This is a genomic window from Undibacterium sp. MH2W (genome assembly GCF_049340215.1).
Taxonomy (GTDB): domain Bacteria; phylum Pseudomonadota; class Gammaproteobacteria; order Burkholderiales; family Burkholderiaceae_D; genus Undibacterium.
Window position 1 is genome coordinate 866,190 of the sequence record NZ_JBMPPA010000001.1, and the last position, 13,204, is coordinate 879,393.

Here is a 13,204-nt window from a genome sequence, read left to right on the forward strand (position 1 = left end):
TTTTGTTCCAGCGATGAAGTAAAAAAGGGACTACATGCCTCCCCATGCTGCATTGAGGATAGACACGGCGGCTAAACCAGCCGTTTCTGTACGCAAGATTCGTGGTCCCATCGATAAGGATAAGACGCCATGACGACTCGCTAGTTGTTCTTCCTCGTCGCTCAGTCCCCCTTCGGGTCCAATCAATAATGCGACCGCTTGTGGCGGGTGATGTTTCGCCCATTCAGCGAGTGATTGATCGGCGCGGGGCGAGAGCATGATGCGTTGATGCATGTCTTGCTGTGCTAGCCATTTACTCAAATCCAATGGCGCAGAAAGATGGGCAAGTCGATTTCGCCCGCATTGTTCCGCAGCCGCGCTGATGATGCCGCGCCAGTGTTCAAGCTTTTTCTCTGCCCGTTCGGCCGATAAGCGTACCACGCAACGTTGGGAAGCTAATGGCTGAATGGCGCCAACGCCAAGCTCAATTGCTTTTTCAATGATCCAATCCATTTTGCTGCCCTCAGGCAACGCTTGCGCAAGACTGAGTGAGTACGGGAGCTCGACTTCTTCTGGAAGGAAAAGCTTTAATTCAGCGCTGGCGCGTTTTTTTTCGATTTCAGTGATGCTGGCGACAAAGCTGCCACCTTCACCATTGAAGAGGTGGATGATGTCACCAATTTGTAAGCGCAGCACAAAGACGTGATGGGCGACCTCGGTGGGCAACTGCACGGTGGCGCCGAGGGTCAAAGCTTGATTGCAAAAGAAACGAGGCATAGTGTGGTGGTAATTGAGGTAATGGGCCTGGGTGGAGTTGACCTTGAAGTCGCTGTCCCCACGATCTATCCTGACCGTTCTGCAGGCGATGTTGGATTATATCGTTCACATGACCAGTCGGGTCATGTTCGGCCATGATGTTTGATGTAAATGTCGTTGTGGTGGGTATGGTGGGTGCGGTGGCTGCCCTCGTTGTCGTTGTCGATAGAACGTTACCTGATGGTTGCCAGATTCTCGGTATTGTCATGACGGCATCGATGGTCAGGCGTGTTGGGGTGTATGTGAAAGCCGCTACGTAATCCGCTGTGAAAGCGGGTTTTATTGCCGATTTTTAGCACTTTTTTGCGAAAAAACGCTTGAAGGTGTATTGTTAGCTTTTTAACTTAATTGTTTTTGTTGAAATTTTTTGCCGTACCTTATGCCGATTGAACGTGCTTTGCACCATTCTGGATAGGGATATCTGTATTAAGTGACCTTGTGCTCTGGTAAAATATTGGGCTTTGCAAGGCCTGAAACACTTTTTGCCTTCGGCCTTACTGACCAGTCTTCTCAAACTATCTTCTACCGCCATGATTTCAACTATACAACCAGCAACTCTTTCTAAAATGGCAAATGCGATCCGCGCTTTGTCGATGGACGCGGTACAAAAAGCCAATTCCGGTCATCCGGGCGCGCCAATGGGCATGGCTGATATCGCTGTTGCTTTGTGGAAAGGCCACTATCGCCACAATCCATCGAACCCTACATGGATTAACCGCGATCGTTTTGTATTGTCGAATGGTCATGGCTCTATGTTGCACTACTCTTTGTTGCATCTGACAGGCTACGATCTGTCGATGGACGAGATCCGTCATTTCCGCCAATTGCACTCAAAAACTGCAGGTCACCCTGAAGTGCACGTCACACCGGGCGTGGAAACAACAACCGGTCCATTGGGTCAAGGTATCACCAATGCGGTAGGTATGGCGCTGGCTGAAAAATTATTGGCTGCAGAATTCAATGAAGCAGGCCTGAATGTTGTTGATCACCACACCTATGTATTCATGGGTGACGGTTGCCTGATGGAAGGCATCTCTCACGAAGCATGTTCATTGGCTGGTACATTGCAACTCAATAAACTGATCGCGTTCTGGGATGACAATGGCATCTCCATCGACGGTCATGTGGAAGGCTGGTTCACTGACGATACACCAAAACGTTTTGAAGCTTACGGCTGGAACGTGATCCGTGCCGTTGACGGTCATGACCCTGTTGCTGTTGACGCTGCTATTGCTGCAGCAAAGACATCGACAAAACCAACACTGATCTGCTGCAAAACTGTGATTGGTAAAGGTTCGCCAAACATGGAAGGTACGCACAATGTGCACGGTGCAGCACTCGGCGATAAAGAAGTTGCTGCAGTTCGCGCACACATTGGTTGGGAATATGCGCCGTTTGAAGTACCAGCGGATGTCTATGCTGCGTGGGATGCAAAAGCCACAGGCGCAGAGGCAGAAGCGGCATGGAACACACAATTTGCAGCTTACGCTGCGCAATTCCCGCAAAAAGCGGCTGAATTGACACGCCGTATGAAAGGTGATTTGCCAGCGAATTTTGATGAAGTCGTTGCTAACGCAATCGCTACTTGTGTCGAGAAAAAAGAAAACATCGCAACCCGTAAAGCGAGCCAAAACGCGATTCAAGCGTTTGCACCTTCCTTGCCAGAGTTCTTGGGCGGATCTGCTGATCTGACGGGGTCTAACCTGACCAACTGGAAAGAGTGCGTTGCTGTTCGCGGTAATCAAGCGGGTAACCACATCAACTACGGCGTTCGTGAATTTGGTATGAGTGCGATCATGAATGGTATCGCCTTGCACGGCGGTTATATTCCATTTGGCGCGACGTTCCTGACCTTCTCCGACTACAGCCGCAATGCCATTCGTATGGCTGCGCTGATGAAAATTCGCACGTTGTTCGTCTTCACGCATGACTCCATTGGTCTGGGCGAAGATGGTCCAACACATCAATCTGTCGAGCACATTTCCAGCATGCGTTTGATTCCGAATCTCGACAACTGGCGTCCATGCGATACCGTTGAGTCCGCTGCTGCTTGGGCGCACGCTGTCAAACGCAACGATGGCCCTTCGACATTGATTTTCTCGCGCCAAAATCTGCCTTACCAAGAGCGCAGCGCACAGCAAATCGCTGACATCCAGCGCGGTGGTTATGTATTGCAAGACGCTGCTGATGCGAAAGCCGTATTGATCGCAACAGGCTCCGAAATTGAATTGGCAGTGAAATCTGCTGCAGCCTTGGCTGAGCAGGGCATCGCTGTACGCGTAGTGTCCATGCCATCGACAGATGTGTTCGATCGCCAAGATGTCGCTTACAAAGCAGCAGTATTAGGCAAAGGCTTGCCACGTATTGCGATTGAAGCTGGTGTGACCGACTTCTGGTACAAATATGTGGGCTTAGAAGGTGCGGTGGTTGGTATTGATACCTTCGGTGAATCCGCGCCAGCAGGTGTCTTGTTTAAGTACTTTGGATTTACTGTCGACAACGTTGTTGCCAAAGTCAAAGCAACACTGGCTTAAGCAAGATGACGGAAATGATGAGCAGTATCAAAGAAGTCAGTCTGCGTCGTGCTACTGTAGCAGACGCAGAAGCGATCGCGGCTGTACGGGTAGAGAGTTGGCAAACTACCTACCGTGGCATGATTCCGGACACCTATCTGGATGAGATGCGGATTGAAGACAGTTTTTTACACTGGAAGCACATCCTAGAAGCACTTCCGTCGGCAGGTGACCGAGTGTGTGTGTATGTGGCTGAGAGTGAAGGTCATATCATTGGCTTTGCGTCGGGGATGTTATTGCCTGCAGAGAAATTGGGGATGCAGGCAGAATTAACAGCGATTTATTTGCGTCCCGCATGGCAACGTTCTGGTATTGGCCGCCGGATGCTACAAAAGGTCGCTCGCACCTTGCAAGCACAAGGGGCGCAAAGTTTGTTGGCTTGGGTGATTTCCGGTAATGCGATTGCGCGTAACTTCTATGAAGATCTCGGCGGTGTTTTGCTCCATGAGCAAGCATTCACCTGGGATGATATTGACCTTAATGAAGTTGGCTACGGGTGGCGTGACTTATCGGTGCTCATGGCTTCGGTCAATGCTATGCCGACGTCGTCAGCGGTGCATTAAGCTGTAGCGCAGCATTACCGCCACAGGGCTGTGCACCTGTGGACAAGGTTGACACCACGGGCGCAATGGTTTGTCGTTTTGGCGCAGGTGGGTACAGGTTATTTTGTTGTTTATTTATTGTTGTAAAGTCCTTTGGAGATAAAAACATGACGATTCGCGTCGCAATCAACGGCTATGGCCGTATCGGCCGCAACATCCTTCGCGCTCACTATGAAGGTGGCAAATTCAAAAATGAAATCCAGATCGTTGCTATCAATGATCTCGGCAATGCTGAATCCAATGCTCACCTGACACGCTACGACACAGCGCACGGCAAGTTCCCTGGCACAGTCAGTGTTGAAGGCGACACAATGATCGTCAATGGCGACAAGATCAAAGTGTTTGCAGAGCGTAATCCAGCAAACATTCCTTGGGGTGAGTTGAATGTTGACGTTGTTCTGGAATGCACAGGCTTCTTCACAACCAAAGAAAAAGCATCTGCTCACTTGGCTGGTGGCGCTAAAAAAGTCATCATCTCTGCACCAGGTGGTAAAGATGTGGACGCCACCGTTGTGTACGGCGTCAATCACGGTGTTCTGAAAGCAACAGATACAGTGATCTCTAACGCTTCTTGCACAACAAACTGCTTGGCACCATTGGCAAAACCATTGAACGATGCCATCGGTATCGAAAGCGGTTTGATGACAACGATCCATGCTTACACGAATGACCAAGTACTGACTGACGTCATGCATGAAGATCTGCGTCGCGCACGCTCTGCAACAATGAGCATGATCCCAACGAAAACTGGCGCAGCAGCAGCGGTAGGCCTGGTATTGCCAGAGCTGAACGGCAAGCTGGATGGCTACGCAATGCGCGTTCCAACCATCAACGTGTCTGTCGTTGATTTGACGTTCATCGCTAAACGCGACACAACAGTAGAAGAAATCAACAAGGTACTGAAAGAAGCATCTGAAGGTGCGTTGAAAGGTATCTTGGATTACAACAAAGCGCCGTTGGTATCCGTTGATTTCAACCACAACCCTGCATCGTCCACCTACGACGAAACATTGACGAAAGTGAATGGTCGTCTGGTTAAAGTTTCCAGCTGGTACGACAATGAGTGGGGCTTCTCCAACCGCATGTTGGACACCACAGTGGCATTGATGAGCGCAAAATAATCGCCTTCTCTTCTTAAGCCGAGATACCCGGAACTTTCCGGGTATTTTTTTGTCCAAAAAAAGCAGCATCAAATAACAAAGTGTCATTCTGCACATGAATCTCATGAATTACGTGAATTACGTGAATTACATTGTCTAGATGTAACAATCTGAGGAAAGAAGGAGTAAATACGATGAATCTTAAAAAGATAGTGTCAGACAACAGAGGTTTTTTAGTATTCATGGTGGGCATGGTGTTGGTGCGGAGTGCGCTTGCTGACTACTATTCCGTTCCCTCAAGCTCGATGTACCCAACGCTCCTTGAAGGTGATCGTGTGATTTGTGATCGTATTGCTTATGATCTCAAAGTCCCTTTCACTGATGTGATTGTCAAACATATCGATGATCCAAAACGAGGCGATGTCGTGACCTTCACGTCACCCGAAGATGGTATTCGCTTGGTAAAACGCCTCGTCGCGCTGCCTGGTGATGAGGTTGAGATGCGAGACGAGCATCTCTACATCAACGGGGAGGCTGCAAACTACGAGCCTGTCTCCGTGGCGAGTGCCGATCATTTGACGCCACAACGTGAATTTGCGGGAGAGCAACGCGTGTATAAAGAGCGCCTCGGCAGCTTAGATCACAACATCATCGTAATGCCAGATCGGTTTGCAATGCGGTCTTTTGGTCCAGTCAAAGTTCCAGAAGGGCAATATATGATGCTTGGCGATAATCGCGATAACAGCAAAGACTCACGCTATATCGGACTCGTGAAACGCGAGCTGATCACGGGACAAGTCAAGCGTCTGGCATTTTCTTTGAACGTTGATCACTATTACATGCCGCGCTTGGAGCGCTTCGGATCCAAAGTCTAAGGTCGTTGATGGTTTTGTGATGGCAGATGCTCGATGGCTGATGACTGATTGCAGATTCAGCCATCGCCTTTGTGCTTGTGATCTGATGAGATTCGATGACAAGCTTTCGCTTAAGGTGGTGTGTAGCCCAAGGCGATCGAGATTTGCAGAGCGGTGTCGGTCAGGTTGCTCAGCCAGTCCTCTTGCAGACGATCTGCTGGCGCCGAGATCGATAAACCGGCAATCATTTTGCCGCTATCGTCATGAATACCGGCGGCCATACAGCGAACGCCAAGTTCCAGTTCTTCATTATCCCTCGCGTAGCCTTTTGCTCGCACCTCAGCGAGTTCTTTTTCCAGTTTAGCGAGATCCGTAATTGAGTTTTTATTGTGACCAGCAAGGCCAGTACGGGTCGCGTAAGCACGGATTGCTTTCGGCTCGTCAAGCGATAAAAACAATTTTCCGGTTGAAGTCAGATGTAAGGGAGCCCGACCTCCAATGGCGCGCACCACTTGCATACCTGAACGTTCCGAAAATGCTCGGTCAATATAGACGATCTCATCGCCCTGACGCACCGACAGGTTGATCGTCTGGCTCGTGTGCCGGTGTAATGTCCGCATAAAATCAAGCGCAGCCTCACGGACGTTCAGTCGACTTTTGACGATATTACCGAGCTCAAGTAAGCGCATGCCTAATTGATAGTAGCCTGTCTCAGCGCGATCAACAAACCGCGTGGTGACCAGATCGTTCAAAATTCTGTGTGCAGTCGATGGATGCAGGCCAGTCACAATCGCCAGTTCTTTGAGGCTGACAGGATCTTGATAGCGCGAGAGCGCATCAAGCAGAGAAACCATGCGTTCTATGACCTGAATAGAAGTTTTATCTGAAGCGGGAGCGTCGATTTTCATAAGATCTGTGATGCAATGCAATACGATGTTTATACCATAATGTGAAAAGTCCGTCATTGATTCGGATCGAAAATCGTCATAAAGACGTCATCTTTCATGAGAAATGATGCAATTTTGCGAATAAATTTGACGTTATCTGACATGGATGCTTCTGAGTGCGATGCGGTGCAATATCCTTAAATGGACAGTTTTCATGTTTTTATTTTAATTTACGCATTAATTTTTTGTGATCGCACCGACATGTCATCAAACTACAGCTATTTTCAATGAGAATAGGGGAAAGCTGAGCCGTATTGTCATGTAAAATTCCGCGGCAACATGCATTCGGTCGCTGAACATCTGTCCAGAGCGCGATGCTCAGGAGAGAAAATGAGCGCAATAATGCGATGGCGCAAGCAGAGACGGTGTGTTTGCCGGGTTCTGATTGTGTGGCCGTCGCTCCATGTTTAAGGATGAACTATGCCCGCTAAAGAACAAGCAGTCAGTGAATTTAAAAGTAAAAGTGGTTTCAAACGGATTTTTTCCGCTTTCTTTTACTCGATCGATGGATTTAAATCTGCGTGGAAGAATGAACATGCGTTCCGCCAGGAACTGGTGCTCGTCGTCATTGGCATTGTGGCTGCATTGGTATTGCCCGTATCTGCCTTCGAGAAATTGATGATGATTGCCGTTCTATTGCTCATCCTCGTGGTGGAATTGCTCAATTCAGCCATCGAGGCTGTCGTTGACCGCGTGTCTCTGGAGCGCCATTCGCTATCAAAAAATGCCAAAGATTTCGGCAGTGCCGCGGTGTTATTGACATTAATTATTGCAGTAGCGACTTGGTCCGTTATTTTATTCAATCGTTTTTATTACTAATATCTAAAATCTGAAGATGGCCCACATAGCGACAACAACAAATGCGGAACTCAATGACGCATTGACTGCAGCGATCAACAATAAAACAAAACCGCTTGGTAGCCTTGGTCGGTTAGAGCAGTTAGCTGCACAGATTGGACTGATTCAACAAACCGTCTCGCCTGTATTGGAAGCGCCTGCCATTATCGTCTTTGCGGGTGATCACGGCGTCGTTGCGGAGGGCGTGTCCGCCTACCCGCAGGATGTCACTTGGCAAATGGTTGAAAATTTCCTGGCGGGTGGTGCAGCGATTAACGTTTTTGCGCGTCAAAACGGTATTGCACTTCATATTGTGGATGCAGGTGTCAATCATGACTTTGGTCAACGCGAAGGCTTGCATTCACGCAAGGTATCCCCAGGCACCCGTAACTTTGCCAAAGAACCTGCGATGACGATGGCGCAGTGTGAAGCGGCGTTAGAGGCGGGGCGAGATCTCGTTGCTAGCTTGAAAGGCAACGTGCTTGGCTTTGGTGAGATGGGGATCGGGAATACGACTTCGGCGGCGGCATTAATGCACAAGCTTGCCCAAGTGCCGGTTGCGGATTGTGTCGGCGCAGGAACAGGCCTGACAACTGACGGTATTCTCCATAAGCAGCGTGTGATTGAGGCAGCCGTTGCTTTGCATGCGGAAGTGAACGCGCCGATGGACGTGTTGGCGTGTTTTGGTGGTTTCGAAATTGCGATGATGGTTGGTGCCATGTTAGCGGCAGCGGAGCGTCGTATGGTGTTGCTGATCGATGGCTTTATTGTCACGAGCGCCTTGTTGGTTGCTGCAAGAATGGCACCAGCGATTCTTGACTATTGTGTGTTCTCACACCAGTCGGATGAAAGCGGTCACGCGCGGATGCTCAAAGCGCTGGATGTTCAGCCCGTGTTGCAACTCGATTTGCGCCTGGGTGAAGGGACAGGGGCGGCGCTGGTCTATCCTATGCTTCAAGCAGCCGTGAACTTCTTGAATCAAATGGCGACATTCGGCTCGGCGCAGGTCAGTGAAAAAAGCGCGGAGTGAGTTGACCGGATGATTCTGCATTTACGCCACTACTGCTTGCATCAACTGCGTTTGTTTTTTATCGCATTGCAGTTTTTTACCCGTATCCCGATTCCGTATTGGGTCGGGTTTGACGTGGCATGGCTACAGCAATCGTCGCGGTATTTTCCTGCGGTTGGTTGGGTCGTTGGTGGCGTCGTCAGTGGCGTGTATGTGATCGCTTCACATTGGTGGCCGGCAGCAGTGGCTGTCGTGTTATCGATGGTGGCGGGTATCTGGCTTACGGGTGCTTTTCATGAAGATGGTTTTGCCGATGTCTGCGATGGATTCGGCGGAGGGATGACGCCAGAACGCGTTCTCGAGATCATGAAAGACTCTCGCATCGGTGCCTATGGCACGATCGGTATCTGTTTGCTTTTGCTGCTTAAGTTCGTGCTGTTGGTGAGCTTGCCGCTTGTGTTGGTGATGCCTGCGCTGTTGATTGCACATCCACTGTCGCGTTTATTATCGTGTAGTTTGATTTGGCTACTCGATTATGCAAAGCTCGAAGGAAAAGCAAAACCGCTTGCGCAGCATATGAGTTCCAATGAGTTTGGCATTGCTTGCCTGAGTGTGCTGTTGCCCTTGGTAGGCATACTGTGGTGGCATCCGATCATGATGGATCGCTTAATACCGGCATTGGTGTTGATGCCAATGGCCGCGTTTTGGTTTGCTCGTTTGTTCGTCCGTCGCATTGGTGGTTATACCGGCGATTGTCTCGGTGCCGTTCAGCAACTGACCGAAGTCGTTTTCTATCTGGGACTGCTCGCCCACGCTCCCGCCTAACAATGCATCTTTATTTGATTCGCCACACAGCACCGACGATTCCGCCTGGTATTTGCTACGGGCAGACTGATGTGCCAACGCGCGATGAAGACATGCAGCAATGCGCTGCACGCTTGCTTCAACATCTGCCTGCGTTGTTGCCGGTCTATTCCAGTCCTTTGTCTCGCTGTCTTGGGCTGGCGCAGTATTTACATCCTTCCCCGATTGTTGATCAACGGCTCGCTGAGTTGGATTTTGGTACCTGGGAAATGCAAGCGTGGGATGCGATTCCACGCGAGCAGATTGACGCGTGGGCTGCTGATGTCGTGCATTACCCTCCTGGTGGAAATGAAACGTTATTCAAGATGGTGGAGCGAGTCATGGCATTGATTGCTGACCTGCAGGCGCAATCGACGGATCAGGCGATACTTGTTTGTCATGCAGGCGTGATCAAAATTCTGTCGGCTTGGCGATCTGGCGACACCTTGATCAGCCTTGCAGAACGTGTGGCGCAAATGGAACAGCGGTTTGAATTTGGCTCTTGCACGGAGACAAAGATAGTCGAGTGATGCTACTATTTTTCGGTGGGACGTTGTTTAAAAAACAGGTATTGCGAGGTGGTTCATCTCATTGAGTTGATCTGATGCTTGATTTCACTGAGCGCTTGTGTTTTTTCGACGTGGCATTTTTCGTAAAAAAACCGTAATGCGAACCTTCATGGTCTAAAGCATATGATAGAACTAAGAAAAGCCCCCCGAATCAACGTCACTTGGCGCGCAGGCGTTCGACTCAAAGACGGCCGTATTCTTCTCTGCAAGGCAGTCAATATCTCTAAAACAGGGCTCTTGCTCGAGTGTACCCAGACCTTGGTGCCTGGCGTTGCCTATCCTTTGGTGATTGAGATCCCATCGCTGGTCAATCGTGCCGAACTCATCAGAGTGAGTTGTCAGTGCGAAGTAAAACATGCCGTGCTAAGTGGTGATTTTTATCGCGTTGGTGTGGCGTTAACAGGTCTTCCAAGCAGCGATGGTGAATTAATCAGCGCATGGGTTTCTATGACAAGTCAACAAATGACGCATGCATAAGAAGCTTGCATTGGGTGTGTCCCTTGCCCGTATTTCGTCTTTTTCGCTCAATTCCGCCTCACAACGTGCCATGGAATGATGGGCGTATAGGGTTCCTCACAGGTATCTGAGGCATTCGTCGCAGAGACTTGGCTTGCCCAGAGCGCCATCCATCTATAGAATGAAGGGGTTTTGGTGCTCGCAAACATGTTCATGTTTGCGGTTAAACGGGAAACATGATGTATTTTCAGTAACAAGACGTAAGCGGGTTTACCCCAGCTTGTGAATTGCTATTGGGAAATAACAGGAATGTGCTGCCCCCGCAACGGTGTACAAATCGCCCAGCTTTACGCTGAGCCAGCTATCTTGCAATACCACTGTGCTTGTCTGCATGGGAAGGTCAGATAGTGATATTTGTCAGCCCGGATACCGGCCAGAATACGTGAAGTAATACGAACGGGGCGTTTCGTTGAGCGCTGACATCTGTCGGTGATGTCGTGATAGAGACGACACCCAACCCAACCACCCATTTCGTCATTATTTTGTTCGATGCTGCCTGCGGGGACGTTGGCGGCATGACCTTTTTTTCTCATTAGCATGAATCTTGTTTTAAAACCTATCGCTATGGCATTGGCCGTGGCCGCCGCTTTCCCAGCAATTTCTTCAGCACAATCTAAGTCCGACAGTGCTACGCAAAACGTCATCGTGACGGCTGGACGTCAGGTTCAGGCCGCAAAAGATGTTCTGGCGGACAACGTCGTGATTACTTCGGAACAAATTGCGCAAGCAGGTTCCGAATCCTTAGTAGACCTCTTACAGCAGCAACGTGGTATTGAGATTTCCACAAATGGCGGTGCTGGCGCGACTGCTTCCGTTTTTATGCGTGGCGGTAGCAATGCACAAAACGTTGTTCTGATTGATGGCGTCCGTTTCGGTTCGTCAACGCTCGGCGGTGCGAGCTGGGAAACAATCCCACTGTCACAAATTGATCATATTGAAATCGTATATGGCCCATTGTCGAGTTTGTATGGTGCCGATGCTGTTGGCGGTGTCATTCAGATCTTTACCAAAAAAGGTAATGGCCCAGCAGCACTGACGGCATCTGTCGGTGCGGGTAGCTATGGATTGCGCAAAATGCAAGCGGGTGTCTCTGGCTCTTCGGGGGTGTCAGGCAATGATTTCAGTTATGCACTCAATGTAGGACATGAAAATAACAGCGGTTTTTCTGCGACGAACCCGAATGCGGGTCCTTACACCTATAACGCAGACAAAGACGGTTATAAGCTTGATAGCGCGAGTGGCCGTTTTAACTGGCAATTTGCGCCGGGCTACGAAGCGGGTGCGACATTCACTCAAAGCCGCTTGAACGCTCAGTATGATTCAGGTCCTTCGTATGATGACCATAGTGTCGAAGAGTTACAAACAATCGCGGTCTACGCCAAAGCCCAAGTCAATGACATCTGGACGGCGAAGTTACAGGTCGCTCAATCTGGCGACCTCGGTTTTTCTGACAGTGCCTATGGACAGAGTCAGATCGATACCCACCAAAATCTGATTAGTCTTCAAAACGATATTCGCTTCGGTAAAGACGTTTTGCAATTGATTGCCGAAAACCGTCAAGAAAAAGTGACTGGTTCCAATGCCGATATCAACAAAAAAAGACGAACAAATTCGCTCGCTGCCTCGTATGTATGGAAGGAAGATGTCCATTTGGTGAGCCTCAGTATCCGCAACGATGACAGCTCGGTGTATGGTTCGAACACCACCGGCAGCGTTGCCTATGGTTATCGTCTGACACCAGATTGGCGTGTGAACGCGAGTTTTGGTACAAGCTTCCGTGCGCCGACATTTAATGATCTGTATTACCCAGGATATGGCATCGCAACCAACCAGCCAGAAAAAGCGAAAAATGCTGAGGCGGGTGTGTACTATGAACACGATACGACCCAGTTCAGCGCGGTTGTGTATCACAACAAAGCGACGAATTTATTGGTCTATGAGTCAACATGCCCAGTACTGCAGTCAACGCATCCATACGGATGTGCTTACAATGTTGATCGCGCAACGATGTCTGGGATTACCTTGGGTGGCAATACGCGATTGAATGACCTCGTATTACGTGGTTCGATTGATTTCCAAAATCCTGAGGACGATACCACCGGTAAACGTCTGGCGCGCCGCGCAAAACGTCATGCTAGTTTTGGCGCAGAATACAGCATCGCACAAGCCAAGTTGGGTGTTGAAACCTTGTTTTCTGGTGACCGCTTTGATGATATCGCCAACAAGAAATCCTTGGGCGGTTATGGTCTGATGAATTTGTATGGCACTTACGCGCTCACAAAAGACCTGTCGTTATTGGCGCGTTGGAATAACGTATTCAATAAAGAGTATGCCTTTGCCTACGGTTACAACACACCGCGTTCTAATGTGTATGTTGGTTTGAACTACGGTTTTAAATAAGTCAGTTGTTATTGGAATCTGCGTCGTGACACGCTTTAGTCGGTAAGCCCTAACAGGTTTAAGAAGAAAAGCGAAGCGGCGTAGATTCTTCAATAAGATCTAGTGTCGATGTGGCGCAGTCGTTGTGGCGATGGATGACAGATAACGCATGTTTGGTTA

At 49.3% G+C, this 13,204-nt stretch carries 13 protein-coding genes and 1 riboswitch; of the genes, 11 read left to right on the forward strand and 2 right to left on the reverse strand.

Going from position 1 to position 13,204, the window contains the following annotated elements:
- Positions 1–30 precede the first annotated feature (30 nt).
- Positions 31–756: a 16S rRNA (uracil(1498)-N(3))-methyltransferase gene (locus tag ACO0K2_RS03660; RefSeq protein WP_423015821.1), complete on the reverse strand. Its 726-nt coding sequence runs from the start codon at positions 754–756 to the stop codon at positions 31–33.
- A 134-nt stretch (positions 757–890) separates the two neighbouring features.
- Between ACO0K2_RS03660 and ACO0K2_RS03665 the strand changes: the two genes are divergently transcribed.
- The 5 genes from ACO0K2_RS03665 (at position 891) to lepB (ending at position 5,945) form a co-directional block, all read left to right on the forward strand.
- Positions 891–1,055, forward strand: coding sequence for a hypothetical protein (locus ACO0K2_RS03665; protein WP_423015823.1), 165 nt, complete (start codon positions 891–893; stop codon positions 1,053–1,055).
- A gap of 237 nt (positions 1,056–1,292) precedes the next feature.
- A complete protein-coding gene (tkt, locus tag ACO0K2_RS03670; RefSeq protein ID WP_423016163.1) occupies positions 1,293–3,329 on the forward strand; it encodes a transketolase in 2,037 nt (678 codons plus the stop codon).
- Between the two features lie 14 nt (positions 3,330–3,343).
- Positions 3,344–3,931, forward strand: a complete 588-nt coding sequence (locus ACO0K2_RS03675; protein ID WP_423015825.1) for a GNAT family N-acetyltransferase — start codon at positions 3,344–3,346, stop codon at positions 3,929–3,931.
- 146 nt (positions 3,932–4,077) lie between these two features.
- Positions 4,078–5,091, forward strand: a complete 1,014-nt coding sequence (gene gap / locus ACO0K2_RS03680; RefSeq protein ID WP_212674224.1) for a type I glyceraldehyde-3-phosphate dehydrogenase — start codon at positions 4,078–4,080, stop codon at positions 5,089–5,091.
- Positions 5,092–5,264: 173 nt separating this feature from the next.
- Positions 5,265–5,945: a signal peptidase I gene (gene lepB / locus ACO0K2_RS03685; RefSeq protein WP_423015827.1), complete on the forward strand. Its 681-nt coding sequence runs from the start codon at positions 5,265–5,267 to the stop codon at positions 5,943–5,945.
- 110 nt (positions 5,946–6,055) lie between these two features.
- Here lepB and ACO0K2_RS03690 read toward each other — a convergent pair whose 3' ends face one another.
- Positions 6,056–6,832, reverse strand: coding sequence for an IclR family transcriptional regulator (locus ACO0K2_RS03690; protein ID WP_423015829.1), 777 nt, complete (start codon positions 6,830–6,832; stop codon positions 6,056–6,058).
- A gap of 459 nt (positions 6,833–7,291) precedes the next feature.
- Here ACO0K2_RS03690 and ACO0K2_RS03695 point away from each other — a divergent pair, with 459 nt between their 5' ends.
- From ACO0K2_RS03695 to ACO0K2_RS03720, 6 genes are all read left to right on the forward strand, one after another.
- Positions 7,292–7,690 (forward strand): diacylglycerol kinase, encoded by a 399-nt coding sequence (locus ACO0K2_RS03695; protein WP_423015831.1) that lies wholly within the window; start codon positions 7,292–7,294, stop codon positions 7,688–7,690.
- A gap of 16 nt (positions 7,691–7,706) precedes the next feature.
- On the forward strand, positions 7,707–8,738 hold the full coding sequence (gene cobT / locus ACO0K2_RS03700) for a nicotinate-nucleotide--dimethylbenzimidazole phosphoribosyltransferase (protein WP_423015833.1): 1,032 nt from the start codon (positions 7,707–7,709) through the stop codon (positions 8,736–8,738).
- A gap of 9 nt (positions 8,739–8,747) precedes the next feature.
- Positions 8,748–9,542, forward strand: coding sequence for an adenosylcobinamide-GDP ribazoletransferase (locus ACO0K2_RS03705; RefSeq protein ID WP_423015835.1), 795 nt, complete (start codon positions 8,748–8,750; stop codon positions 9,540–9,542).
- Between the two features lie 14 nt (positions 9,543–9,556).
- Positions 9,557–10,090: a histidine phosphatase family protein gene (locus ACO0K2_RS03710; RefSeq protein WP_423015837.1), complete on the forward strand. Its 534-nt coding sequence runs from the start codon at positions 9,557–9,559 to the stop codon at positions 10,088–10,090.
- A gap of 162 nt (positions 10,091–10,252) precedes the next feature.
- Complete coding sequence (locus tag ACO0K2_RS03715; RefSeq protein ID WP_423015839.1) at positions 10,253–10,606, forward strand: PilZ domain-containing protein; 354 nt, start codon at positions 10,253–10,255, stop codon at positions 10,604–10,606.
- A gap of 155 nt (positions 10,607–10,761) precedes the next feature.
- A riboswitch (cobalamin riboswitch) is annotated at positions 10,762–11,037 on the forward strand.
- A 145-nt stretch (positions 11,038–11,182) separates the two neighbouring features.
- A complete protein-coding gene (locus tag ACO0K2_RS03720) occupies positions 11,183–13,045 on the forward strand; it encodes a TonB-dependent receptor domain-containing protein (RefSeq protein ID WP_423015841.1) in 1,863 nt (620 codons plus the stop codon).
- Positions 13,046–13,204: the final 159 nt, after the last annotated feature.